This is a genomic window from Streptomyces sp. NPDC005017, from assembly GCF_042873115.1.
GTDB lineage: Bacteria > Actinomycetota > Actinomycetes > Streptomycetales > Streptomycetaceae > Streptomyces.
The window spans coordinates 1-24,030 of sequence record NZ_JBIALD010000019.1 but is presented as its reverse complement, the minus strand read 5'-3'; the positions used below and the strand labels follow the sequence as shown (position 1 = coordinate 24,030).

Below are 24,030 nucleotides of genomic sequence, written 5' to 3'. Positions count from 1 at the left end.
GGGTCGCTGAATCGTGGAGAACCTGATCGCGCTGCTCATCGCGGCGCCTCTGCTCGGAGCGGCCGTACTGCTGTGCGGCGGCCGGCGTCTCGACGCCGTCGGCCACTGGATCGGCACGGCGCTGGCGGCCGTCTCCTTCGTCCTCGGTCTCGTCCTGTTCACCGACCTGCTGGGCAGGGCCGCCGAGGACCGCACCGTCACCCAGCACCTGTTCACCTGGATCCAGGTCGGGGGCTTCGACGCGGACGTCGCCTTCCGGCTCGACCAGCTGTCGATGACGTTCGTGCTGCTGATCACGGGCGTCGGCTCGCTGATCCACCTGTACTCGGTCGGGTACATGGAGCACGACGAGCGGCGCCGCCGCTTCTTCGGCTATCTGAACCTGTTCCTCGCGGCGATGCTGCTGCTGGTCCTCGCCGACAACTACCTGCTGCTGTACGTCGGCTGGGAGGGCGTCGGTCTCGCCTCCTACCTGCTGATCGGCTTCTGGCAGCACAAGCCCAGCGCGGCCACGGCCGCGAAGAAGGCCTTCCTGGTCAACCGCGTCGGCGACATCGGCCTGTCGATCGCGATCATGCTGATGTTCACGACGTTCGGCACCTTCGCCTTCGGCCCCCTCCTCGGCACGCACGGGGAGCCCGGCCTGGTCGGCGAGAGCTCCGAGGGCAGGCTCACCGCCATCGCGCTGATGCTGCTGCTCGCGGCCTGCGGCAAGTCGGCCCAGGTGCCGCTGCAGTCCTGGCTCGGGGACGCGATGGAGGGCCCGACCCCGGTCTCGGCCCTCATCCACGCCGCGACCATGGTGACCGCGGGCGTCTACCTGATCGTCCGCTCCGGCGCGATCTTCGACGCGGCACCGGACGCGCAGCTCGTCGTCACCATCGTCGGCGCGGTCACGCTGCTGTTCGGTGCGATCGTCGGTTGCGCGAAGGACGACATCAAGAAGGCGCTGGCCGGGTCGACCATGTCGCAGATCGGCTACATGGTCCTCGCCGCGGGCCTCGGCCCCATCGGCTACGTCTTCGCGATCATGCACCTGGTGACGCACGGCTTCTTCAAGGCCGGGCTCTTCCTCGGCGCCGGTTCGGTCATGCACGGCATGAACGACGAGGTGGACATGCGCAGGTACGGCGGCCTCAGGAAGTACATGCCGGTCACCTTCGTCACCTTCGGCCTCGGCTACCTCGCCATCATCGGCTTCCCGGGCCTGTCCGGCTTCTTCTCCAAGGACAAGATCATCGAGGCGGCGTTCGCCAAGGGCGGCACCGAGGGCTGGATCCTCGGCGGCGTGGCCCTGCTGGGCGCGGCCCTCACCGCCTTCTACATGACGCGCGTGATGATCATGACGTTCTTCGGCGAGAAGCGCTGGCAGCCCGACGCGGACGGCCACGAGCCGCACCCGCACGAGTCGCCGAAGATCATGACGATCCCGATGGTCCTCCTGGCCGTCGGCTCGGTCGCGGCGGGTGGCTTCTTCAGCATCGGCGACCGCTTCCTGAACTGGCTGGAGCCCGTCACCGGGCACGACCACGGCCACGCGCCGATCAGCGCGGGCGCGGTGACCGGCGCGACGGTGGCCTGCATGCTCATCGGCGTCGCCGTCGCCTACCTCCAGTACGGCCGCCGCCCGGTCCCGGCCGTCGCCCCGCGCGGGTCGCTGCTCACCCGGGCCGCCCGTCGCGACCTGTACCAGGACGACTTCAACCACGTGGTCCTGGTCCGCGGCGGCGAGCACCTCACCCGGTCCCTGGTCTACGTCGACCACACCCTGGTCGACGGCGTCGTCAACGGCACGGCTGCCTCGGTCGGCGGCCTCTCCGGACGGCTGCGCCGGCTCCAGAACGGCTTCGCGCGGTCGTACGCGGTCTCGATGTTCGGCGGTGCGGCACTCATCGTCGCCGCGACCCTGCTGATGAGGGCGGTCTGATACCGATGTCCTTTCCCCTGCTGACAGCGACGGCGGCGCTCCCGGCCATCGGGGCGGTGGCCACGGCCGCCGTGCCCGCCGCGCGCCGCACCGCCGCCAAGTGGCTGGCGCTGCTGTTCTCGCTGGCCACGCTGGCCCTGGCCATCGGCGTCCTGGTCCGCTTCGACCCCGACGGCGACCGGTACCAGCTCACCGAGTCCCACTCCTGGATCGCGGACTTCGGGGTCCGCTACGAACTGGGCGTGGACGGCATCGGGGTGGCGCTGATCGCGCTCACCGCCCTGCTGATCCCGTTCATCGTCCTCGCGGGCTGGCACGACGCCGACCCGCTGGAGACCGGCAGCAAGCGGTGGCGGCCGACCCAGGGCTTCTTCGCCCTGATCCTCGCCGTCGAGGCCATGGTGATCCTCTCCTTCGAGGCCACCGACGTCTTCCTCTTCTACATCTTCTTCGAAGCCATGCTCATCCCGATGTACTTCCTCATCGGCGGCTTCGGGGACCGTGCCCACGAGCACGGCGAGGAGGCGGCCTCGACGCAGCGGTCGTACGCGGCCGTGAAGTTCCTCCTCTACAACCTGGTCGGCGGTCTGATCATGCTGGCCGCGGTGATCGGCCTGTACGTGGTCGCCGGGAACTTCTCGCTCCCCGAGATCGCCGAGGCCCGCGCCAACGGCACGCTCGACATGGCGACCAGCACCGAACGCTGGCTGTTCCTGGGCTTCTTCTTCGCCTTCGCGGTGAAGGCCCCGCTGTGGCCGCTGCACACCTGGCTGCCCAACGCGATGGGGGAGGCCACCGCCCCGGTCGCCGTCCTCATCACCGCGGTCGTCGACAAGGTGGGCACCTTCGCGATGCTCCGCTTCTGCCTCGGGCTGTTCCCGGAGGCATCGAAGTGGGCGACGCCCGCGATCCTCGTCCTCGCCCTGATCAGCATCATCTACGGGGCGCTGCTCGCGGTCGGCCAGCGGGACATGAAGCGCCTGGTGGCGTACGCGTCGATCTCGCACTTCGGCTTCATCATCATGGGCATCTTCGCGATGACCACCCAGGGCCAGTCCGGCGCGACCCTCTACATGGTCAACCACGGCATCTCGACGGCCGCGCTGATGCTGGTGGCCGGCTTCCTGATCTCGCGGCGCGGCTCGCGGCTCATCGCCGACTACGGCGGTGTGCAGAAGGTCGCCCCGGTGCTCGCGGGCACCTTCCTGATCGGCGGCCTGGCGACGCTGTCGCTGCCGGGGCTCGCGCCGTTCGTCAGCGAGTTCCTGGTGTTGGTCGGCACGTTCGCCGAGTACCCGGTGGTCGGCATCATCGCCACCCTCGGCATCGTGCTCGCCGCGCTGTACACCCTCGTCCTGTACCAGCGGACGATGACCGGCCCGGTGAAGACCGAGGTCGCCACGATGCCCGACCTCAGGCTCCGTGAACTCGCCGTGGTCGCGCCCCTCGTGGTGCTGCTGATCTTCCTGGGTGTCTACCCGAAGCCGCTGACGGACATCGTCAATCCGGCGGTCGAGCACACCATGTCCGACGTACAGAAGAAGGACCCCCGGCCCGAGGTGGAGGCGGCCAAGTGAGCGCAACAGCCGTCCACAGCCTGTGGACAACCGCGGCCGACCCGATCACGAAGATCGACGCGCCGAAGATCGAATACGGGCAACTGTCGCCCACCCTGATCGTCGTGGGCGCGGCGATCGTCGGAGTACTGGTCGAGGCGTTCGTGCCGCGCAAGTCCCGTTACTACGCCCATGTGTTCGTCTCGGTCGTCGCCCTGGTCGCCGCGTTCGCCGCGGTCGTGGCGCTCGCCGCGGACGGGTACGGCACCACCAAGGCGGGCGTCGCGGCCATGGGCGCGATCGCGGTCGACGGTCCGGCGCTGTTCCTCCAGGGCACGATCCTGCTGGCGGCGCTGGTCGGTCTGTTCACCTTCGCCGAGCGCCGGCTCGACCCGCAGTCGCACGGCAACCGCGTCGACTCCTTCGCCGCGCAGGCCGCCTCCGTGCCCGGCAGCGAGAGCGAGCAGGCCGCGGTGAAGGCCGGGTTCACCACCACCGAGGTGTTCCCGCTGCTGCTCTTCGCGGTCGCGGGCATGCTGCTGTTCCCCTCGGCCAACGACCTGCTGACGCTGTTCGTCGCGCTCGAGGTCTTCTCGCTGCCGCTGTACCTGCTGTGCGCGCTGGCCCGCCGCAAGCGGCTGATGTCGCAGGAAGCGGCCGTGAAGTACTTCCTGCTCGGCGCGTTCGCCTCCGCGTTCACGCTGTTCGGCATCGCCCTGCTGTACGGCTACTCCGGCTCGATGTCGTACGCGGCGATCGCGCAGGTCGTCGACGGCTCGGTCCCCGAGGTCAGCCCGGCTCTCGCCGGCACCATGGGCAACGACGCGCTGCTGCTGGTCGGCTCCGCGCTGATCCTGATGGGCCTGCTGTTCAAGGTGGGCGCGGTGCCGTTCCACATGTGGACGCCGGACGTCTACCAGGGCGCGCCGACCCCGGTGACCGGCTTCATGGCGGCCGCGACCAAGGTGGCCGCCTTCGGCGCCCTGCTGCGGCTGCTGTACGTGGTGCTGCCGGGCCTGCGCTGGGACTGGCGGCCGGTGATGTGGGGCGTGGCCGTCGTCACCATGCTGGGCGGCGCGATCGTGGCGATCACCCAGACGGACATCAAGCGTCTGCTGGCGTACTCCTCGATCGCGCACGCGGGGTTCATCCTCGCGGGTGTCATCGCGACCACGCCGGAGGGCGTCTCCTCCGTCCTCTTCTATCTGGCCGCCTACTCGTTCGTGACGATCGGCGCGTTCGCGGTGGTCACGCTCGTCCGGGACGCCGGTGGCGAGGCGACGCACCTGTCCAAGTGGGCCGGTCTGGGCCGGCGGTCCCCGCTGGTGGCGGCCGTGTTCGCGGTGTTCCTGCTGGCCTTCGCGGGCATCCCGCTGACCTCGGGCTTCTCCGGCAAGTTCGCCGTGTTCAAGGCGGCGGCGGAGGGCGGCGCGGCGCCGCTGGTCGTGGTCGGTGTGATCTCCTCGGCGATCGCCGCGTTCTTCTACATCCGGGTGATCGTGCTGATGTTCTTCAGCGAGCCGCGGCCTGAGGGCCCGACCGTCGCCGTGCCGTCGCCGCTGACGACGACGGCGATCGGCGTGGGCGTGGCGGTCACGCTGGTGCTCGGTGTGGCGCCGCAGTACTTCCTGGACCTGGCGGGCCAGGCCGGGGTGTTCGTGCGCTGAGACCGGCATCGCCCGTGGGCCCCGGTTCCCCGTGAGGGGGCCGGGGCCCACGCGCGTCCGGCGGGGGCGGCCCGCTGCTCCGGTCGGCCGATCCGGCGGCCTGTTCCTGCCGACTCTTCTGGCCGAACACGGAGAGTCGCGGCGTTCACTCGTACGGGTCTGTGGATAACTCCAGGGGCTGTCGGTGCCTGCGCCTATCGTGGACGCAGTGGTCGAGACACGGCGTACGGGGGGCACGGCGATGGGCGGGACGGGCGGGATCAGCGAGATGACAGGGACGACCGGGGGGCCGGTGGCGACCGACAGCGAGGCACTGGCCACACTGCACCGCGTGTTCGGCTACGACGCCTTCCGCGGCGAGCAGGAAGCGATCATCGAGCATGTGGTGTCCGGCTCGGACGCCGTGGTGCTCATGCCCACCGGCGGCGGCAAGTCCCTGTGCTACCAGATCCCCGCCCTGGTCAGACCCGGCACGGGCATCGTCGTCTCCCCGCTGATCGCGCTCATGCAGGACCAGGTCGACGCGCTGCGGGCACTCGGCGTGCGGGCCGGCTTCATCAACTCCACGCAGGACTTCGACGAGCGGCGCCTGGTGGAGGCGGAGTTCCTCGCGGGTGAGCTGGACCTGCTCTATCTGGCGCCGGAGCGGCTGCGGCTGGACACCACGCTGGAGCTGCTGGGGCGCGGCAAGATCTCGTTGTTCGCGATCGACGAGGCGCACTGCGTCTCCCAGTGGGGCCACGACTTCCGCCCCGACTACCTCGCCTTGTCCCTGCTCGGCGAGCGCTGGCCGGACGTGCCGCGCATCGCCCTCACGGCCACGGCGACCCGGGCCACCCACCAGGAGATCACCGAGCGGCTGCGCATGCCGGCCGCCCGCCACTTCGAGGCCAGCTTCGACCGGCCCAACATCCAGTACCGGATCGTGCCGAAGGCGGAGCCCAGGAAGCAGCTGCTGAGCTTCCTGCGCGAGGAACACGCGGGCGACGCGGGCATCGTCTACTGCCTGTCGCGCAACTCCGTGGAGCGCACGGCGGAGTTCCTGTCCGCCAACGGCGTCGAGGCCGTGCCGTACCACGCGGGCCTGGACGCGGGCACCCGCGCGGCCCACCAGTCCCGGTTCCTGCGCGAGGACGGCCTGGTCGTGGTGGCCACCATCGCCTTCGGCATGGGCATCGACAAGCCCGACGTGCGCTTCGTCGCCCACCTCGACCTGCCCAAGTCCGTGGAGGGCTACTACCAGGAGACGGGCCGGGCCGGCCGCGACGGACAGCCCTCGACGGCCTGGCTGGCCTACGGGCTCAACGACGTCATCCAGCAGCGCAAGCTGATCCAGTCCGGCGAGGGCGACGAGGCGTTCCGCCGCCGGGCCGCGTCCCACCTGGACGCGATGCTCGCCCTGTGCGAGACCGCGCGATGCCGGCGCGCACAGCTCCTCACCTACTTCGGCCAGGACCCCGACTCGACGGCCTGCGGCAACTGCGACACCTGTCTGACACCGCCCGAGACCTGGGACGGCACGGTCGCGGCCCAGAAGGTGCTGTCGACGGTGGTGCGGCTCCAGCGCGAACGGGGGCAGAAGTTCGGCGCCGGACAGATCGTCGACATCCTGCTCGGCAGACGCACCGCGAAGGTGATCCAGTTCGACCACGACCAGCTGTCCGTGTTCGGCATCGGCGAGGAGCTGAGCGAGGCCGAATGGCGCGGTGCCGTCCGCCAGATGCTGGCGCAGGGACTGCTCGCCGTCGAGGGGGAGTACGGCACGCTGGTGCTCACCGAGGAGAGCGGGTCGGTGCTGCGGCGCGAGCGCGAGGTGCCGCTGCGCAAGGAGCCGAAGAAGCCCGCCGGATCGCGGTCGGGCTCGTCCTCCGGCAGAGGCGAGCGCAAGCCCAAGGCGGCGGCGGTCGAGCTGCCCGAGGAGCTTCAGCCGGTCTTCGAGGCGCTGCGCGCCTGGCGCGGCGAGCAGGCCCGGGAGCAGGGCGTCCCGGCGTACGTCATCTTCCACGACGCCACGCTGCGGGAGATCGCCCTCGCCCGGCCCGGCTCGGTGCGCGAGCTCGGCTCCATCAACGGCGTCGGCGAGAAGAAGCTGGCGACCTACGGGGAGGGCGTGCTCGGAGTGCTGGCCGCGCTGGACGGCGAGCCCGGCTCCACGGGGCCGGGCGAGGAGGCCGCCGCCGCGCCGGACGACTGGCCGGAGTTCGACGCCGAGCCCGAGCCGGACGACTGGGCGTAGGCGGGAGGGGCGCCCGAGGCGGACCGGGCGGCGCAGGGGGCGCCGGGTCAGTTGAGCGCGGTCAGCCCCGGCGCGAAGGTGATCAGCAGCGGGAGCAGCGGGACCAGGGCCGCGACCGTGGTCGTCAGGGCGCGCCGGCCGCGGTCCAGGCGGGGCGGCGGCTGGAGCAGGCGGTCCACGCGCTCGCGCAGCAGACGGTCGCTGGAGGCGCAGGACAGGACGCCGCGGTGCTGGTTCAGCTCGATCAGTGCCAGGGCCGCGGTGAGATGGCCGCACCTGCGCGAGGCGGTGTCGTCGGCGGCGAGCTCCACCAGCCGGCGGGTCTGGTCGCAGAAGTGGGCGAACAGCGGCACCCGGGGAAAGCCGGTGGCAAGGGCCGTCGACAGATGCAGCAGCCAGTCGTGGTGGGCGCGGGCGTGACCGCGTTCATGGGTGAGCACGGCGTCCAGCTGGTGGTCGGTGAGGCGGTGCAGCGCGCCGGTGGTGACGACCAGCTGGGGCGGACTGCCCGGCATCCACCAGGCGTCTGGGTACTCGTCCTCCAGCACCAGCAGGGGGCCGCGCGAGGCCGGGAGCCCGGCGGGCAGGTCGGGGGCGCGCTCGCGCAGCTGCGCGCGGGCCAGTCCACGCCGACGGCGGGCCTCCACCAGCTCACGGGCCAGCATCGCGGTGGTCCAGGCCGCTCCGAAGGCCAGCAGGACGGTGAGGGCGGTCGCCCAGGGCGGGGCGGCGGTGAGGTCGTAGGCGGCGGTCACCTCGGCGGGCGCCGGGGCGAAGACATGGGCGCGGACGGTCTGGAAGACGGCGGCGGCGCTCAGCGTGAGGGCGGTGAGACAGCAGAGCAGGACGGTCGCGACGAGGCACTGCCACACCCACAGTGCGACCACGGGCTCCCGCTCGGGCCAGGCGGCCCGGGTGAGCGCGCGGGGGGCCGGCACGGCGGCCGTCAGGGCGAGAAGGCTCAGCAGGAGCAGGCAGACGGTCATGCCACGGGCTCCGGTCCTGATCGGGAGTAGGGCGGGGGTGCGGTGCCTCGCTGCGCGCGCGGCGGGACGCGCTCGCCGCCAGTATGACGGCGGGGGGCGGTGGGCGTAAGGAATCGGCGTGAGCGGATCGGGAGGGGATCCGGTAGTGGCCGGAGCCATGCCGCCGCCCGGCCGTCGCCAGTCCGTCGCCCGGCCGTCGCCAGTCCGTCGCCCGGCGGGCCGGGCCGCGACCCACCCTCACGGGATCGCGGCACCGGCCGCCGGGGATCTCCTCACCGATCGCGGCCCAGGCCGCCCGGGCCGTCCTCACTCACCGCCTGCGCCCCGGCCCGTCCCGCCCGGCCGCACCGGCCGTGCGTCGGCCAGCACTGCCCGGCGGACCCGCCGCACCGGCCGCGAGTCGGCCCGTCCCGCCCGGCGCACCCGCCGCACAGGTCCGTCCCGCCCGGCTGACCCGCCGCACCGGCCGTGCGTCACCGTGCCCTGCCCGGCGCCACCCGCCGCACCGGGGCGCCGGTTCAGCCCGCCACGATCCGCCCGGTGACCTCGCCCAGGCCGACGCGGATGCCGTCCGGGCCGGGGGCCCAGGCGGTGAGGGTGACGACGTCGCCGTCCTCGAGGAACGTGCGCTTGCCGTCGGGGAGTTCGAAGGGGTCGCGGCCGTTCCAGGTCAGCTCCAGGAGGGAGCCGCGCTGGGCCTCGGCGGGGCCGCTGACCGTGCCGGAGCCGTAGAGGTCACCGGTGCGCAGGGAGGCACCGTTGACGGTCATGTGGGCCAGCTGCTGGGCGGCGGTCCAGTACATGGTGGAGAAGGGGGGCTCGGAGACGACCTGACCGTTGACCGCGACGGAGATCCGCAGGTCGTAGCCGTAGGGCTCCTCGTCGGCGTCGTCGAGGTAGGGCAGCAGCGGGTGGGTGCGCTCCGGGGCGGCGACGCGGGACTCCTCCAGGGCCTCGAGCGGGGTGATCCACGCCGACACCGAGGTGGCGAAGGACTTCCCCAGGAAGGGGCCGAGGGGGACGTACTCCCAGGCCTGGAGATCGCGGGCGGACCAGTCGTTGAGCAGGCAGAGGCCGAAGACGTGGTCGCGGAAGCTGGCCAGCGGCACGGGGGTGCCCATCGTGGACGGCGTGCCGACGACGAAGCCGACCTCGGCCTCGATGTCCAGGCGCACGGACGGGCCGAAGACCGGGGCGGGGTCGGCCGGGGCCTTGCGCTGCCCGGAGGGCCGTACGACGTCGGTGCCGGAGACCACGACGGTGCCGGAGCGGCCGTGGTAGCCGATCGGCAGGTGCTTCCAGTTCGGGGTGAGGGAGTCCTCGGCGTCGGGACGGAACATCTGGCCGACGTTGCGGGCGTGGTGCTCGGACGCGTAGAAGTCCACGTAGTCCGCGACGGTGAAGGGCAGGTGCAGGGTCACCGAGTCGAGGGGGTGCATCAGCGGCTCGACGGTCTCGCGGTAGCTGGGGACCGTCACCCACGCGGTGAGTGCGCGCCGGACGTCCGACCAGGCCGTGCGGCCGGCGGCCAGCAGCGGGTCCAGGGACGGCTGGGCGAGCAGCGTGGCGTAGGGGGAGCCGAGGGCCCGGGCCGCCGCGCCCGCGTCTAGGACGTGGTCTCCGAGCCGGACGCCGACGGTCCGGGCGTGCGGGTCCCCGGTGGAGAACACGCCGTACGGAAGGTTGTGCGGACCGAAGGGGTCGCCCTCGGGGACATCGAAGGGGGGCATGCGGTTCTGCCTCGCTCTCGTGCGTGCCGTGTGCGGTGCCGTGCGCTCGCGTGCCGCGCGTTCGGACGGCACGTGACTGCGCCACACGTTACGGCCGAGCCGCCCGGCGTCGTCAGGCGGAGCCGCCGTCGATTCCCGGCCGCGTCGCCGCTGCCGAAACCGGTCGAACCGCGCCGAACGGAGCCGGGCCACCGGGCCGAGCCATCCGGTCGGCCCCACTTGGGGGTGAAATGCCGGAGCGCGAAAGGAAGTTGAAGAGGCGCGTGAGCTCGGAGAGGCGCCTGTCGTAGTCTCCGAGGCGGGGGGTCCGGGGGGTTCGATGTCCGTATTCTCTGATCATGGCCGCACCCACCGCATATGCCGACCGCACCGCCTTCTCGCTCGTCGCCACCGATATGGACGGCACACTGCTGCGCGGCGACGACACGTTCTCCGACCGGTCGCGTGCCGCGCTGGCCCTGGTGGAGGCCGCGGGCGCCCGGCATCTGGTGGTGACCGGCCGGCCGGCGCCGAGGGTGCGTCCGCTCCTGGAGGAGCTGGGCAGCACGGGCCTCGCGGTGTGCGGACAGGGCGCGCAGCTCTACGACGCCGGTGCGGACCGGCTGTTGTGGTCCGTGACGCTGGACCGGGAGCTGGCCGAGACCGCGCTCGGCAAGATCGAGGCCGAGGTGGGGCAGGTGTACGCGGCCGTGGACCAGGACGGCGTCGACGGGCTCACGCTCATCGAGCCGGGCTACACGATGCCGCACCCCACCCTGCCCGCGCTGCGCGTCGAGCGCCGCGACGACCTGTGGTGCGAGCCGATCAGCAAGGTGCTGCTGCGCCATCACACCCTGGGCGACGACGAGTTGGCGACGGTCGCGCGCGGCGCGGTGGGTTCGCTGGCCACGGTCACCATGTCGGGGCCCGGCACGGTCGAGCTGCAGCCGTGCGGCATCACCAAGGCGACCGGCCTGGCGCTTGCGGCCCGGCATCTCGGCCTGACCCCGCAGGACACCATCGCCTTCGGGGACATGCCCAACGACATCCCCATGTTCGACTGGGCCGAGTACGGCGTCGCCATGGCCAACGCCCACCCCGAACTCAAGTCGGTGGCCGACGAGATCACCCACTCGAACGAGGACGACGGCATCGCCGTCGTCCTCGAACGACTCTACGGCTGACACGCCGGGCATATCCGGGTGAATCCGATCAGATCGGATGTGTTGCCCGGGTCTCGGCGGCCGGCCGGAGGGATCAGTAGGCGCCGAAGACGTTGTCGATCGACCCGTAGCGCGCGGCCGCGTAGTTGCAGGCGGCGGTGATGTTGGCGACCGGGTCGTACGGGTCGAACGCCGTGCCGGGCACGTGGTACGCCGCGAAGGTCGGGTCGATGACCTGGAGCAGACCCTTGGAGGGCGTGCCGGCGGCGGCGTTGGAGTCCCAGTTGTTGATGGCGAGGGGGTTGCCCGAGGACTCGCGCATGACGTTGCGGTAGATGCCGTCGTACGTGCCCGGGATGCCGTTCTGGGCCATCACGTCGAGCGACTGACGGATCCAGCCGTCGAGGTTGCTCGGGTAGGCGGTCGCGGCCGTGGGGGCCGTGGGGGCGGCCGACGCGGTGGTCGCGCCGACGATCGGCAGCGCCAGCACGGCGGCGCCGACACCGGCGGCGGCGAGGGCACGGGCGAGACGGGGGCGGCGGTTTGCGTGCGTGGTCGCAGGCATGGGGGTGTTCCTCTCCGGCGCCTGCGAGGTGAGCTGTCGGGTTCGGGCGGAAAGGCGCCCGGCCCTGCCCTTTCGGACACGGCTTCACCCCGAGCCGTACCGCGCCTCGTACCTGGTACGACGTTCGGTCCGGCGACCTGCCTGGGTCCCCCGCTCCTGCCGCTGCGTCTGGTCGTCGGATGCTGTGGGCGGCGGCAGGATTCGGCGTCCGCCCGGCTGGCCCGGAACGTATGCGAGAGCGCATGACCGAAACAAGCGCGGGATTCACACAATGAGCCGACCCGGCATGATCCAGGCTGTTTGGGGTACTTGATCCATTTTGGCGGCCGCCGTGCAATTGCAGGGCGGGGCGCCCCTCGTGACCCCTGGGTGCGCGGTTCGGCGTGGGGGCCCGCCAGTGAGCCAACTCACCGTCGGCCGCAAGAACGGCAATTCGGGCATCAGGCCCAACTCTCCCTCAATTGACCGCTCGTGGGATCCGCCTCTCCCGGGTGCGGATCTCGGAGCCCGGGGCCGGGCGGGTCGACCGCCTTCCGTGGGTGTGGCGGTCGCCTCCCGGACCTCCCGCGGACGTGGCGGTCGCCTCCCCTGGCTCCCGCGGGCGTGGCGGTCGCCTTCCGTGGCTCCCGGGGCGCGGCGGCCGCCTTCCGTGGCCTCCTGTGGGCGTGGCGGTCGCCTCCCAGGCCGCGTCCCGTGGGCGTGGCGGTCGCCTCCCGGACCTCCGCGGGCGCGGCGGGTCGCCGAGCGCGGCGGGTCGCCGGACGTGGGCGGGGGCGCCCCTGCCGGAGCGTCCGCGCGGGCGCGCCCCGTCCGGAAGCGGGGTACGCGGATCCTGGGGGGCGATCCCGCCGGGGAGGGCGGGCGAATGCGAATGGCGCGATCCCTGTGAAACCCGTTCGATTAAGTGGATAAATGTCCGTTCTTATCGGTTGATCGGCAACATACCGGCCGTGCCGCGATACCGCCCTGCCTGCGGGGTGGGTGGCGGCAGTGATCGAATCGTGACCGGATACGCTGACTTGAGTGATGGCGGCGACCTATCGACAAACCGCGTAATCGCCGGTGGACACCAGCAGACAGGAGACCCTCGTGACCGTCGTCGGGCCGTTCGGGCTGAGCGTGCGGGACCAGGCTCTGGAGGCCGATGTCCAGGCCGGATTGACGGCAGTCGAGGAAGGGTTGCTCGAGGCAACCAAGAGTGAGGTCCCCTTCATCACCCAGGCCGCCCAGCATCTGATGCGGGCCGGCGGCAAGCGGTTCAGGCCGCTGCTCGTGATGCTCGCCGCCCAGTTCGGCGACCCCTACGCGCCCGGCGTAGTGCCCTCGGCCGTGGTGGTCGAGCTGACCCACCTCGCCACGCTGTACCACGACGACGTGATGGACGAGGCGGCCGTACGCCGTGGCGTGCCCAGCGCCAACACCCGCTGGGGCAACTCGGTGGCCGTCCTCACCGGCGACTTCCTCTTCGCCCGTGCCTCGCACATCCTCGCCGACCTCGGCCCCGAGGCGGTCCGCGTCCAGGCCGAGGCGTTCGAGCGGCTGGTCACCGGCCAGATCCTGGAGACGGCCGGTCCCGCCGACGGCCGCGACCCCGTCGACCACTACCTGGACGTGCTGAGCGGCAAGACGGGCTCGCTGGTGGCCGTCTCCTGCCGGTTCGGCGCGATGATGTCCGGCGCCGACGAGACCTACGTCGACGTGCTCACCCAGTACGGCGAGCGGCTCGGCGTCGCCTTCCAGCTCGCGGACGACGTCCTGGACATCGCCTCCGACTCCCGCGAGTCCGGCAAGACCCCCGGCACCGACCTGCGCGAGGGCATCGCCACCCTGCCCGTGCTGCGGCTGCGCGAGCGGGCCGCCCGGCTGGGACTCGCCGAGGACCTCGCCCTGTGCGAGCTGCTCGACTCCGACCTCACCGACGACGCCCGGCACGCCGAGGCGCTCACCGCGCTGCGCGAGCACCCGGCCCTGGAGCACGCCCGCCGCGACACCGTCCGCTACGCCTCGGAAGCCCGCGCCGCGCTCGCGCCCCTGCCGGAGTGCGACGCGAAGGCGTCCCTGGTGGAACTCTGCGACGCGGTGGTGCACCGGGCGGGCTGACGGCCCCCAGGGGGACGGCCCGAGGGCCACGGGGGCTCCGCACCACACCGCCCCGGCGGTCCGCAGGCCCCGTCGTCCCTCGCCGAAGCGACCACCCGGCTCCCCCTGCACCACGGCCCGGCTCCCCCGGCACCACCACCCGGAGCTCCGCCCCCCAACTGCCTGTCCAAGGGCGGCGCCTCCCCCGACCCCTACGGGTCGGGGGAGGCGCCGCCCTCGCGTGTCATACCGCAGGAGTACGTGGAGTTGGCTCCGCGGAGTGACGCGTCGCCACCCCCGGTTTGGTCTGATGGAGACCACACGGAAAACACCACTCCTCACCGATTCGGGTGAGAATGGCGGCTCAGGGTGAACAGTGCGCATCGAGCTGAACGGCCGCCGCCGACACGGAGGTAGGGCACACATGGCACCGTACGAATCCGACGAGACCACGGCCGCCTCGGAGGCCGACGGCCCGAGCGCGGGCCGACGCAGGGCCACGCGGTACATCGTCCCGGTCGCGGTGACCGGCGTGGCGGCGGCGACCATCGGGCTCGTGCCCGCGCTCGCCAGCTCCGGCAGCCCCGACCTGCCGAAGATCAGCGCGGAGCAAGTCGTCCAGAACATCGCCGAGTCGGACACCGAGCAGCTGTCCGGCACGGTCCGTATCAACACCGACCTCGGCCTGCCCGACCTCGGCGGACTGGAGAGCGGGCTGTTCTCCGGCGCCGCCCGGGGCGCGGACGGCGGCGACGGCTCCGCGGCCGACCCGTCGGCCCGGCTCACCGAGCTGGCCACGGGCACGCACACCCTGCGCGTGGCCGCCGACGGCCCCGACCGCCAGAAGCTGTCGCTCCTCCAGGACGCCGCCGAGTACAGCGTCATCCACAACGGCAAGGACGTCTGGGGCTACGACAGCCGGTCCAACGAGGTCTACCACTCGACGACGGCCGAGCCCGCCGAGCCCGAGGACGTGCCCGCCACGCCGAAGGACTTCGCCGAGGAGGCCCTGAAGGCGGCCGACGACACCACGTCCGTGACCGTCGACGGCACCGCCCGGGTCGCCGGCCGCGACGCGTACAAGCTGCTGATCGAGCCCAAGCAGTCCGGTACGACCGTCGGCGCGATCAGCATCGCGGTGGACGCGAAGACCTGGACGCCGCTGAAGTTCACGCTCACCCCGGCGAGCGGCGGCGCGGCCGTCCTGGACGTCGGCTTCACCCAGGTCAGCTTCGCCAGGCCGGCCGCCTCCACGTTCGACTTCACCCCGCCCGAGGGCGCGAAGGTCACCGAGGAGGGCGAGGCCGGGCACGACGCTCCGGGCGCCTCCCGCGACGGCGGCTTCGGGGACTTCGGGAAGGGCTTCGGGAAGGGCCTGGAGCCGGGCACCGAGGGCGGGTCCGCGGACGGTCCGCAGACCATCGGCGAGGGCTGGAACGCGATCGCCGTCCTGGACACCGGCGGCGAGGGCGTCCCCTCCGGCGACGAGGTGGGCGGCCAGTTCGGCGGCTTCCTGGACTCCCTCGGCGACAAGGTCGACGGCAAGTTCGGCTCGGGCACGGTCTTCAAGACCCGCCTGATCAACGCCCTGATCACCGACGACGGCAAGGTCTACGTCGGCGCGGTCACCGAGGAAGCCCTGGTGAAGGCGGCCGATTCGCAGGGATGACCGCGAGGGCGGGCGTGCGGGCGGGACAGTAAGTACCGTACGCGTACGACGAGTCGAGGGAGCCGGGGGAGCCCATGCGCGCGACGTCCGCCACACCGGGGCACGAGAGCGACCCGGGCGCCGCCAATTCCGCCCCCGGCGCCGGTGCCGACGAGGGTGACGGAGTGATCGTCACCCGCGCTCTCACCAAGCGTTACCGCGGCGGGCAGCTCGCCGTCGACGGGCTGGATCTGACCGTCCCGGCGGGCAGCGTCTTCGGCTTCCTCGGCCCCAACGGCTCCGGCAAGACCACCACCATCCGCATACTGATGGGCCTGATCGAGCCCACCTCGGGCAGCGCGCGCGTGCTGGGGCGGCCCATGCCCCGGGCCGCGCGGACCGTGCTCCCGCAGGTGGGCGCCCTGATCGAGGGCCCGGCGCTGTACGGCTTCCTGTCCGGCCGCGACAACCTCCTGCGGTACGACGCCGCCGACCCCACCGCCGACCCGCGCACCCGCCGGGACCGGGTCGGCACGGCACTGGAGCGGGTGGGGCTGGCGAGCGCCTCGGGCAAGAAGGCACGGGCCTACTCCCTCGGCATGAAGCAGCGGCTGGGCCTCGCCGCGGCCCTCCTCCAGCCGCGCCGGCTGCTGGTGCTGGACGAGCCGACCAACGGGCTCGACCCGCAGGGCATGCGGGAGATCCGCACCCTGATCAGGGAGCTGGCCGCCGACGGCACGACGGTGTTCCTCTCCTCCCATCTGCTGGACGAGATCGAGCAGGTCTGCACGCACGCGGCCGTGATGGCCCGCGGCCGGCTGATCACCCAGGGCGCGGTCGCCGACCTCGCGGCCGGGGCGCGCGGGCGGCTGGTCGTCACGACCCCGGATACGGCCGAGGCGGCCCGGGTGCTGAAGGAACAGGGCGTGGGCGACGTGGTCGCCGACGGGGACCGGGTCACCGGCGAGCCGCCCGAGCGGGAACTCGCGGAGATCAACGCCTCGTTGGTCCGGGCAGGGGTGCGGGTACGCGGATTCGGCGTCGAACGGGCCTCGCTGGAGGAGGCGTTCGTGGCGCTGACGGGGGAGGGCTTCGATGTCGCGGGCTGACCTGACCGTCGCGGCGCCGGGCGGCGCGTCCGCCGCCCGCACGCCCGGTTTCCTGTGGAGCCTGGGCCTGCTGCGCAGCGAGCTGGTGACGACCTTCCGGCGCTGGCGCACGCTCGCCCTGCTGGGGGTGCTGGCGGCCGTGCCGGTCCTGGTCGGGATCGCGGTGAAGATCGAGACCAGTGACGGTTCCGCCGTCGGCGGCGGAGGCGGCGAGGGCCCCGCGTTCATCTCGCAGATCACCCACAACGGCCTGTTCCTGGTGTTCACGGGGCTCGCGGCGACACTGCCGTTCTTCCTGCCGATGGCCGTCGGCGTGGTGGCGGGGGACGCGCTGGCCGGCGAGTCCAACGCGGGCACCCTGCGCTATCTGCTGGTCGCGCCCGCCGGCCGCACCCGGCTGCTGCTCACCAAATACGTGACGGTGATGGCCTTCTGTCTGGCGGCCACGCTCACGGTCGCCGTCTCGGCCCTCATGGTCGGTGCCCTGCTCTTCCCCATGGGTGATCTGACGACCATCTCGGGGACCCGCATCAGCTTCACCGAGGGCCTCGTGCGGGCCGTGCTGATCGCCCTCGTCGTCGCCGCGTCACTGCTCGGGGTCGCGGCGCTCGGCCTGTTCGTCTCCACGCTGACCGGCAGCGGCATCGCCGCGATGGCGACGACGGTGGGCCTGCTGATCACCGTGCAGATCCTCGACCAGATCCCCCAGCTGAGCGCACTGCACCCGTACTTCTTCTCCCACCACTGGCTGTCCTTCGCCGACCTGATGCGTGAGCCGGTCTACTGGGAGGACCTGCGCAGGAACCTCGGCGTCCAGGCGCTGTACGCGGTGGTGTTCGGCTCGGCGGCCTGGGCGCGGTTCACCACGAAGGACATCACGGCGTAGGGCCCCGGCCGCTCACTTCCCGTACGGGAAGCGGGCGAGGGGCGCGTCCTGGGCGAAGAAGGTCTTGGCGCGGGCCAGGGCGTCGGTGTCGGCGAGCACATCACCCGGCCTGCTGCCGTTGCCGAGCAGGACGCCGCCGAAGCGCATCCTCATGTACGCCGCGGAGTTGTTCAGGGTGCCGATGAGCGGCTCGGCGACCTCGGTCTCCTCGTGCGCGAGCGCGGTGACGCCCCACAGCGTCCGTCCCGCCATCGTGGCCCGGAAGTCCGCGCCGGGCACGCGCAGCCAGGCCGACCAGTGGTCGAGGTAGCGCTTGGCGTGTGCGGAGAGGGAATACCAGTACAGGGGTGAGGCGATGACGAGGTCCGTCGCGGCGAGCGTGGCGTCGAGCAGGAGGCTGACATTCGGGTCCTCGCCGCGCTCGCGGGCGCCGTCGTGCCGTACGTCCTCGAAGTCGGGCAGGGGGTGGTCGGCCAGATGGATCCAGCGCTGCCCGACGTCCTCGGGCAGTTGCTCGGCGGCGCGGCGGGCGAGCAGTTCGGTGTTGCCGTCCGCGCGGCTGCCGGTGGTCAGGAAGAGGAAGCGGCGGGTCATGGGTCCCCCAGGTGGTCCGTGTCCAGAGCTGTGCTCGGAACGCTGCTCAGGCCCGTGCTCGGGTCGGGAAGGCTCCCACATCGTATGCACATGCATCAAAATCTTTCCACCGGGAACCGAGGGAGTGGCATCTCTGGGGCCTCTGGGGCTCACGGGGCCTCAGCGGTCCCTGGGATCTCAGCGATCTCTGGTGCCTCTGCTGTCTGTGTGGTCTCTGGGGCCTTCGGGAGGCCTGGGGCGCCCGGGAATTCAGCCCCGGTTCTTGGGACGAGGCTGTGACGTCGTGGTGACGTGTGAAGGGCCCGTGAGCGGAGAGACTCGACCGTGCGTGTCCGGCGGCGTTCGCGGACAGAGGGAGTGGGGGAACCGATGACACCGACCAGCCGCGGCGACCAGCGGGAGCAGCACGGCATCACCCAGGCGCCGACCGCAGGACCGGTGGCACCGCTCGACGTCCGCGTCACCGTGACCGGCGCCCTCGTCGAGGGGGTGCGTGTGGCCACGGGCACCGGCGAGGAGATCCAGCGGGCCGTCCTCAAGCACCTCCAGACCGTCGCCCGCGCCTCGGGCCGCCCGGTGCTCGCGATGGTCCACGACGAGCGCATCGGCTACGTCGTTCCGCTCCAGGTCGCCCCCGACGGCGCGAGCAGCTTCACGGCCGACCCGGTCCGGGTGCGGCGGGAGGCACCGAAGGCCGAGGCCCTGGGCGGGACGACCGCACCGGCCACCCCGGGCGGGGTCGGCCGGCCCCGGGGGCAGGAGCGGCCGCGGACCGCGGCACCCGGCGGGGAGCCCCGGCGGGTGGAGCCGGTGCGCGCCCGGCACCCGGAGCCGTCACCCGCCGAGGGATTCGGTCCGCCGCCGGTGATGGCCGGGCCGTCCCACGGCGCCGAGCCGTACGGCCCCCAGACCCTGCCCCCGCCGCCCGCGCCCTCCGGCTCGCCCTACGTCCCGCAGGCGCACCACGCCGATCCGGACGCGTCGAACCCCTACCTCCGGCCGACGGCACCGCCGCCGACGGCCCTGCGGCCCGAGCCGGTTCCCGGCACCGCGCCGGCCCCCCGGCCGATCCCGGAACCGCAGACCACCACCGCGAACGGCACCCCGCCCCCGCTGACCACGTCCGCGCTGACCTCGTCCGCCCTGACCCGGCTCACCGAGTCCGCCCCGGCGGCCCCGTCCACCTCGCTCACCCCGACCCCGCCCTGCGGCTTCGACGCCATCGCCGAAGCGGTGCTCGACGACGAACAGGGCGTCGCCACCGGGCCCCTCGCGGAGCCCATGGGTCGGATCGGCGAGGCCGTGCGGTCGGGACGGGTCGAGACGGCCGCAGAGCTCGCGGCACGGACGCTGGCGGGATCGGGGCTGGAGCCGGAGCACCCCGACGTGCTGCGGCTGCGGGAACTGACCGCCTACATCGCCTACCTGGCCGGAGAGGGCGAGCGCGCCATGGGAATGTCGCTCGACCTGGCCCGGGTGCACCGACGTCTGGGAGACGCCGACGCGGCGTACGGGAACGTGCAGAGCGCCGCGATGGCCTGGCGCGCGGTGCGCGATCCGCAGGACGGGCTGCGGCTCGGCCACGAGTTGATAGACATGTGGACGGACCTGGCGGCCGAGGGCGGCCCCGCCGCCGTCGACCTGGAGGAACTGGAGTCGTCCCACGCCCGCATGATCCGGCTCACCGACCGAGCGGCCCGCGCCGCCCGTTCCCAGGCGTGAGGGTGCCCCGGCCCGCCCGTTCCTAGGGCACGGGGGCCCCGGCCCGCTCGCGGCACGGGGCCTGGGCTTCACTGCACGCAGAACTCGTTCCCCTCCGGATCCGCCATGACCACCCACTGTCCCCCCGCCTCCTTCACCTCCCGCAGCACGCTCGCCCCGAGCCCCTGCAGCCGGGCCACCTCGTCCTCGCGCCGGTCGGCGCCCGGATGCAGGTCCAGGTGGAGCCGGTTCTTGCCGGACTTGGGCTCGGCCACGCGCTGGAAGAGCAGCCGCCGCCCCAGCCCTGTGCCGCTGTCCGGCTCGACGGGGTCCTCGGGATGCCGTACGGCGACCAGGTCGCGGAAGGCGAGGCGGGCGTGGAACTCGACGACCGCCTCGCGCGGCAGGGCGCCGAGTTCCAGCAGCCGTTCGATGAGCGCGTTGTTGTCCTCGACCTCGTAGTGCAGCGCGGCGGCCCAGAAGTCGGCCTGGGCCTGTGGGTTGCCGCAGTCGATGACGAGCTTCCAGTGGACGGGCGCCGGGGCGGGCGCCCTCGTCTCGTGTGCTTCGGTGTCGGTCACGTAACCAGTTATATTGGTTACGTGACCGATCGCGTCCGGGAAACGCCGGAACTCCCGCCGAAGACGCCCGGCCTGACCCTGATCTCGTACGAGGGAACGCCGTACCGCTTCGATCCGGGTGCCCTGTGCCTGGAGCTGCTGCCCACGGGCGGTCCGGGTGCCTTCGCGCGCTTCGAGGTGCTGCACGAGCCCGCCGACCTGGCGGCCTGGGCGCGCCGCAGCCGGCTCGCGGACGGTCTGGAGCTCGCCGTCGACGAGGGCGAGCTGAGCGACGCCCGGGTCTTCCGCGACGCGCTGTTCCTGCTCACCGCCGACCGGGCGCACGGCCGTCCGCTCCAGCCGCGTCATCTGGAGATCGTCAACACGGCCGCCGCCGAACCGCCCCTCGTGCCCCGTCTCGCCCCGGACGGCTCACCCGCCTGGGCGCCGGGTGCCACCGGGACCCGGCTGCTGTCCACGCTGGCCCGTGACGCGATCGACCTCTTCGGCGGACCGTACGCCGACCGCGTCCGCGAGTGCGGTGCCCACGACTGCTTCCTGCTCTTCGTCGACACCTCGCGCCCCGGCCGTCGCCGCTGGTGTGCCATGGAGCACTGCGGAAACCGCGAGAAGGCCCGCGCCCACCGCGCCCGCAACGCGACCGGGCAGGCCTAGGGCCCTTCTGATGGATCTCCGCGGCGTCGCGGCACCCGGCACGCACTCCCCCACTGCCTCAAGGGCGTGGGAGGTGCCCCCAGCCGCACGGCGCGAGGGGACAGGTGGCTCCGCCACATGACCCTCCACACCGCACGACCGCAGGCCGATCGCACGCACCGAACGCCGCTCCTTCTCCCACGGAGAGCCATCAGAAGGGCCCTAGTGGCCGGCCCGCCCCGCCTCCGGGCGGGCTCGCCGTCGCTACGAAGCGGATTCCATGGGCTCGGCCGCGCCCGGAGCCACCGCCGGTTCCGGAGAAGCCGCCGTGACCGGGGCCGAACCGGCGGTGGCCCCGGCCACGGGTACGCCCGTCACCGTCCCCGCCAGGCCCGCGGCCTCCGCCGCCCCGGCCCGCAGGGCCCGTGCCGCCCGTCGTGCCGTGCGCAGCGCGTCCCAGGTCAGCAGCGTCAGCGCCAGCCAGACCAGGGCGAAGCCGGCCCACCGCTCGGGCGGCATGGCCTCGTGGAAGTAGGCGACGCCGAGCAGGAACTGGAAGACCGGGGCGAGGTACTGGAGCAGTCCCAGCGTGGACAGCGGCACACGGATCGCGGCCGCGCCGAAGCAGATCAACGGGATCGCCGTCACGACGCCGGTCGCGGCCAGCAGGGCCGTGTGCCCGGCACCCTCGGAGGTGAAGGTCGACCGGCCCTGGGCGCCCAGCCACAGCAGATAGCCCAGCGCGGGCAGGAACTGGATCGCGGTCTCGGCCGCCAGCGACTCCAGACCGCCGAGGTTCACCTTCTTCTTCACCAGGCCGTACGTGGCGAAGGAGAAGGCCAGCACGAGCGAGATCCACGGCGGACGGCCGTAGCCGACGGTGAGGACGACGACGGCGAGGAAGCCGGTACCGACGGCAGCCCACTGCGCGGGCCGGAGCCGCTCCTTGAGGAGCAGTACGCCCATCGCGATGGTGACCAGCGGGTTGATGAAGTAACCGAGGGACGCCTCGACGACCCGGTCGTTGTTCACGGCCCAGATGTACACGCCCCAGTTGACGGCGATCACGGCCGCGGCGACGGCCACCAGCGCCAGCCGGCGCGGTTGCCGCACCAGCTCGCCGATCCAGCGCCACCGGCGCAGGACGACGAGGACCACGGCCACGACGGCGAAGGACCACACCATCCGGTGGGCGAGCACCTCGGCCGCTCCGGCGGGTGCCAGCAGCGGGAAGAACAGGGGGAACAGCCCCCACATCCCGTAGGCCGCGAAACCGTTCAGCAGTCCGACGCGCCGCTCGCCCTTCGCCTCGCCCACAGGTCCTCCTCACTCGCCGCCATCACCCGCTGGGACAAGGTAGCGCCGAGCACCCCCGCGTGTCATGTCCGTATCGCCATACGGTCATGACAGGCGGAGGTGCGGATGGAAAGCCCCCGGCCTCCCGGCCCCGGCCTCCCGGCCCCGGCCTCCCGGCCCCGGCCTCCCGGCCCCGGCCGCAGCCCCCGCCGCTCGCTCAGGCCTCGACCGCCGCGGCGACCGCCTCCGTGAGCGTCGTCGTCGGGCGGCCCGCCAGCCGGGACAGGTCCCCGGTGGAGACGACCAGCTCGCCCTTCCCCACGGACACGTCCACCGCGGCGAGGATCCCGGCGAAGACCTCGGGCAGTCCGGCGCCGGTCAGGATCCCGGCGAACGCCTCGGGCGAGACGGGCGTGTAGGTGATCTCGCGTCCGGTCCGCCGGCTCAGCTCGGCCGCGTACTCGGCGAAGCCGAAGGACTCGTCGCCGCCCAGTTCGTAGGTCTTGTTCTCGTGGCCCTCGCCGGTCAGCACGGCGACCGCCGCGGCCGCGTAGTCCGCGCGGGAGGCGGCGGAGACACGGCCGTCGCCCGCGGCCTGCACCACGGCTCCGTGCGCCAGGACCGGGGCGAGGTTCTCCGTGTAGTTCTCGAAGTACCAGCCGTTGCGCAGCAGGGCGTAGGGCACGCCCGAGGCCAGCAAGATCTCCTCGGTGGCGCGGTGGTCGTCGGCCAGCGCGGCGGTCAGGCCGCCCGGAGCGCTGGTGTAGGCGAGCAGGGCGACCCCCGCGGCCGCGGCGGCGTCGATGACGACCTTGTGCTGGGCCGGGCGGCCCTTGTCGAACTCGTTCCCGGAGATCAGCAGCACCTTGTCGCCGGCCGCGAACAGCCCGTCGAAGGTCTCGGGGGCGTTGTAGTCCGCGACGGCCAGCCGTACGCCGCGCTCGGCGAGGTCGGCGGCCTTCGCCTCGTCCCGCACGACCGCGGTGATCCGCTCCGCCGGAACCTTCTCCAGCAGCTGCTCCACGACGTGACGGCCGAGCTTTCCGGTGGCGCCGGTAACGACGATGCTCATGGTGGTGATCTCCTTCGGTGTCTGTGTCACTCACCCTAGGAGGGGCACTAACTTTTCGTAAGTACCCACTTTGAAGTAAGGTACTGGCATGGGAGTAAGTAACTCGAAGGTCTCACCGGCCGAGGCCGAGGCCATGTGCCCGTACCGTCTGGTGCTGGAGCACGTCACCAGCCGCTGGGGCGTCCTGGTGCTGATCGCCCTGATGGAACGCTCCTACCGCTTCAGCGAACTGCGCCGCGAGATCGGGCGGTCCGGGCGGGGCGTCAGCGAGAAGATGCTCACCCAGACCCTCCAGACCCTGGAGCGCGACGGCCTGGTCCTGCGGGACGCCAAGCCCGTCATCCCGCCCCGCGTCGACTACTCGCTGACCCCCCTGGGCCGTGAGGCCGCCGAGCAGGTGCGTGCCCTCGCCCTGTGGACCGAGCGCCGGATGTCCGACGTCGCGGACGCCCGCACGGCATACGACGAGGCCCGGACGGAGTCCGCCCGGGCCTCGTGAGACAGCCTGCCCTCGTCGGGTCAGCCGACGACGGTCCAGGTGTCGCCGCCGGTGAGCAGTGCGGCGAGGTCGCCCTTGCCGTGCTGTTCGACGGCCGTGTCGAGCTGCTCGGCCATCTGGGTG

The 24,030-nt window shown here is 72.5% G+C and carries 19 protein-coding genes and 1 riboswitch; of the genes, 12 read left to right on the top strand and 7 right to left on the bottom strand.

Annotated elements, in window-relative coordinates:
* The first annotated feature begins 13 nt into the window (after positions 1-13).
* The 4 genes from nuoL (at position 14) to recQ (ending at position 7,386) form a co-directional block, all read left to right on the top strand.
* Complete coding sequence (gene nuoL / locus ACFYR0_RS25990) at positions 14-1,927, top strand: NADH-quinone oxidoreductase subunit L (RefSeq protein ID WP_389332690.1); 1,914 nt, start codon at positions 14-16, stop codon at positions 1,925-1,927.
* Between the two features lie 5 nt (positions 1,928-1,932).
* Positions 1,933-3,504, top strand: a complete 1,572-nt coding sequence (locus ACFYR0_RS25985; protein WP_389332687.1) for an NADH-quinone oxidoreductase subunit M — start codon at positions 1,933-1,935, stop codon at positions 3,502-3,504.
* A complete protein-coding gene (gene nuoN, locus ACFYR0_RS25980) occupies positions 3,501-5,150 on the top strand; it encodes an NADH-quinone oxidoreductase subunit NuoN (protein WP_389332684.1) in 1,650 nt (549 codons plus the stop codon). Before ACFYR0_RS25985 ends, nuoN begins: the two co-directional genes overlap by 4 nt.
* Before the next feature lie 241 nt (positions 5,151-5,391).
* Positions 5,392-7,386, top strand: a complete 1,995-nt coding sequence (recQ, locus tag ACFYR0_RS25975; RefSeq protein ID WP_389333045.1) for a DNA helicase RecQ — start codon at positions 5,392-5,394, stop codon at positions 7,384-7,386.
* Between the two features lie 47 nt (positions 7,387-7,433).
* On the opposite strand, the gene ACFYR0_RS25970 is transcribed toward recQ, so the two are convergent.
* Positions 7,434-8,372, bottom strand: coding sequence for a M56 family metallopeptidase (locus tag ACFYR0_RS25970; protein ID WP_389332681.1), 939 nt, complete (start codon positions 8,370-8,372; stop codon positions 7,434-7,436).
* Between the two features lie 518 nt (positions 8,373-8,890).
* A complete protein-coding gene (fahA, locus tag ACFYR0_RS25965) occupies positions 8,891-10,102 on the bottom strand; it encodes a fumarylacetoacetase (RefSeq protein WP_389332678.1) in 1,212 nt (403 codons plus the stop codon).
* A 338-nt stretch (positions 10,103-10,440) separates the two neighbouring features.
* Between fahA and ACFYR0_RS25960 the strand changes: the two genes are divergently transcribed.
* Positions 10,441-11,265 carry an HAD family hydrolase gene (locus ACFYR0_RS25960; protein ID WP_389332675.1) on the top strand — a complete coding sequence of 275 codons (825 nt, stop codon included), beginning with the start codon at positions 10,441-10,443 and terminating at the stop codon, positions 11,263-11,265.
* A 73-nt stretch (positions 11,266-11,338) separates the two neighbouring features.
* Here ACFYR0_RS25960 and ACFYR0_RS25955 read toward each other — a convergent pair whose 3' ends face one another.
* The gene (locus ACFYR0_RS25955; RefSeq protein WP_389332672.1) at positions 11,339-11,809 is read right to left on the bottom strand and encodes a transglycosylase SLT domain-containing protein; all 471 of its coding nucleotides are present in this window, start codon (positions 11,807-11,809) and stop codon (positions 11,339-11,341) included.
* Positions 11,810-11,814: 5 nt separating this feature from the next.
* Positions 11,815-11,942: riboswitch (cyclic di-AMP (ydaO/yuaA leader) on the bottom strand.
* Between the two features lie 956 nt (positions 11,943-12,898).
* Between ACFYR0_RS25955 and ACFYR0_RS25950 the strand changes: the two genes are divergently transcribed.
* The 4 genes from ACFYR0_RS25950 (at position 12,899) to ACFYR0_RS25935 (ending at position 17,531) form a co-directional block, all read left to right on the top strand.
* Positions 12,899-13,909 carry a polyprenyl synthetase family protein gene (locus ACFYR0_RS25950; protein ID WP_389332669.1) on the top strand — a complete coding sequence of 337 codons (1,011 nt, stop codon included), beginning with the start codon at positions 12,899-12,901 and terminating at the stop codon, positions 13,907-13,909.
* Between the two features lie 403 nt (positions 13,910-14,312).
* Positions 14,313-15,557, top strand: a complete 1,245-nt coding sequence (locus tag ACFYR0_RS25945; protein ID WP_389332666.1) for an outer membrane lipoprotein carrier protein LolA — start codon at positions 14,313-14,315, stop codon at positions 15,555-15,557.
* Positions 15,558-15,631: 74 nt separating this feature from the next.
* Positions 15,632-16,645 carry an ABC transporter ATP-binding protein gene (locus ACFYR0_RS25940; protein WP_389332663.1) on the top strand — a complete coding sequence of 338 codons (1,014 nt, stop codon included), beginning with the start codon at positions 15,632-15,634 and terminating at the stop codon, positions 16,643-16,645.
* A complete protein-coding gene (locus ACFYR0_RS25935; protein ID WP_389332660.1) occupies positions 16,632-17,531 on the top strand; it encodes an ABC transporter permease in 900 nt (299 codons plus the stop codon). Before ACFYR0_RS25940 ends, ACFYR0_RS25935 begins: the two co-directional genes overlap by 14 nt.
* Positions 17,532-17,543: 12 nt before the next feature.
* On the opposite strand, the gene ACFYR0_RS25930 is transcribed toward ACFYR0_RS25935, so the two are convergent.
* Positions 17,544-18,125: a flavodoxin family protein gene (locus ACFYR0_RS25930; RefSeq protein ID WP_389332657.1), complete on the bottom strand. Its 582-nt coding sequence runs from the start codon at positions 18,123-18,125 to the stop codon at positions 17,544-17,546.
* Positions 18,126-18,494: 369 nt separating this feature from the next.
* Between ACFYR0_RS25930 and ACFYR0_RS25925 the strand changes: the two genes are divergently transcribed.
* Positions 18,495-19,847 (top strand): tetratricopeptide repeat protein, encoded by a 1,353-nt coding sequence (locus ACFYR0_RS25925; RefSeq protein WP_389332654.1) that lies wholly within the window; start codon positions 18,495-18,497, stop codon positions 19,845-19,847.
* 68 nt (positions 19,848-19,915) lie between these two features.
* Here ACFYR0_RS25925 and ACFYR0_RS25920 read toward each other — a convergent pair whose 3' ends face one another.
* A complete protein-coding gene (locus tag ACFYR0_RS25920; protein ID WP_389332651.1) occupies positions 19,916-20,407 on the bottom strand; it encodes a VOC family protein in 492 nt (163 codons plus the stop codon).
* Positions 20,408-20,428: 21 nt separating this feature from the next.
* Between ACFYR0_RS25920 and ACFYR0_RS25915 the strand changes: the two genes are divergently transcribed.
* Positions 20,429-21,061: a CGNR zinc finger domain-containing protein gene (locus ACFYR0_RS25915; RefSeq protein WP_389332648.1), complete on the top strand. Its 633-nt coding sequence runs from the start codon at positions 20,429-20,431 to the stop codon at positions 21,059-21,061.
* Positions 21,062-21,304: 243 nt separating this feature from the next.
* On the opposite strand, the gene rarD is transcribed toward ACFYR0_RS25915, so the two are convergent.
* Positions 21,305-22,297 carry an EamA family transporter RarD gene (gene rarD, locus ACFYR0_RS25910; RefSeq protein ID WP_389333042.1) on the bottom strand — a complete coding sequence of 331 codons (993 nt, stop codon included), beginning with the start codon at positions 22,295-22,297 and terminating at the stop codon, positions 21,305-21,307.
* Between the two features lie 256 nt (positions 22,298-22,553).
* Complete coding sequence (locus ACFYR0_RS25905; protein ID WP_389332645.1) at positions 22,554-23,408, bottom strand: NAD(P)H-binding protein; 855 nt, start codon at positions 23,406-23,408, stop codon at positions 22,554-22,556.
* An 88-nt stretch (positions 23,409-23,496) separates the two neighbouring features.
* Between ACFYR0_RS25905 and ACFYR0_RS25900 the strand changes: the two genes are divergently transcribed.
* Entirely contained in the window at positions 23,497-23,907 is a 411-nt protein-coding gene (locus tag ACFYR0_RS25900) for a winged helix-turn-helix transcriptional regulator (protein WP_389332642.1), read from the top strand.
* Positions 23,908-24,030: the final 123 nt, after the last annotated feature.

Coding starts and splice junctions, on each gene's coding strand:
- ACFYR0_RS25985 (WP_389332687.1), top strand. CDS start 1,933: ATGTCCTTTCCCCTGCTGACAGCGACGGCGGCGCTCCCGGCCATCGGG.
- recQ (WP_389333045.1), top strand. CDS start 5,392: ATGGGCGGGACGGGCGGGATCAGCGAGATGACAGGGACGACCGGGGGG.
- ACFYR0_RS25970 (WP_389332681.1), bottom strand. CDS start 8,372: ATGACCGTCTGCCTGCTCCTGCTGAGCCTTCTCGCCCTGACGGCCGCC.
- fahA (WP_389332678.1), bottom strand. CDS start 10,102: ATGCCCCCCTTCGATGTCCCCGAGGGCGACCCCTTCGGTCCGCACAAC.
- ACFYR0_RS25960 (WP_389332675.1), top strand. CDS start 10,441: ATGGCCGCACCCACCGCATATGCCGACCGCACCGCCTTCTCGCTCGTC.
- ACFYR0_RS25955 (WP_389332672.1), bottom strand. CDS start 11,809: ATGCCTGCGACCACGCACGCAAACCGCCGCCCCCGTCTCGCCCGTGCC.
- ACFYR0_RS25945 (WP_389332666.1), top strand. CDS start 14,313: ATGGCACCGTACGAATCCGACGAGACCACGGCCGCCTCGGAGGCCGAC.
- ACFYR0_RS25940 (WP_389332663.1), top strand. CDS start 15,632: ATGCGCGCGACGTCCGCCACACCGGGGCACGAGAGCGACCCGGGCGCC.
- ACFYR0_RS25935 (WP_389332660.1), top strand. CDS start 16,632: ATGTCGCGGGCTGACCTGACCGTCGCGGCGCCGGGCGGCGCGTCCGCC.
- ACFYR0_RS25930 (WP_389332657.1), bottom strand. CDS start 18,125: ATGACCCGCCGCTTCCTCTTCCTGACCACCGGCAGCCGCGCGGACGGC.
- ACFYR0_RS25925 (WP_389332654.1), top strand. CDS start 18,495: ATGACACCGACCAGCCGCGGCGACCAGCGGGAGCAGCACGGCATCACC.
- rarD (WP_389333042.1), bottom strand. CDS start 22,297: ATGTGGGGGCTGTTCCCCCTGTTCTTCCCGCTGCTGGCACCCGCCGGA.
- ACFYR0_RS25905 (WP_389332645.1), bottom strand. CDS start 23,408: ATGAGCATCGTCGTTACCGGCGCCACCGGAAAGCTCGGCCGTCACGTC.
- ACFYR0_RS25900 (WP_389332642.1), top strand. CDS start 23,497: ATGGGAGTAAGTAACTCGAAGGTCTCACCGGCCGAGGCCGAGGCCATG.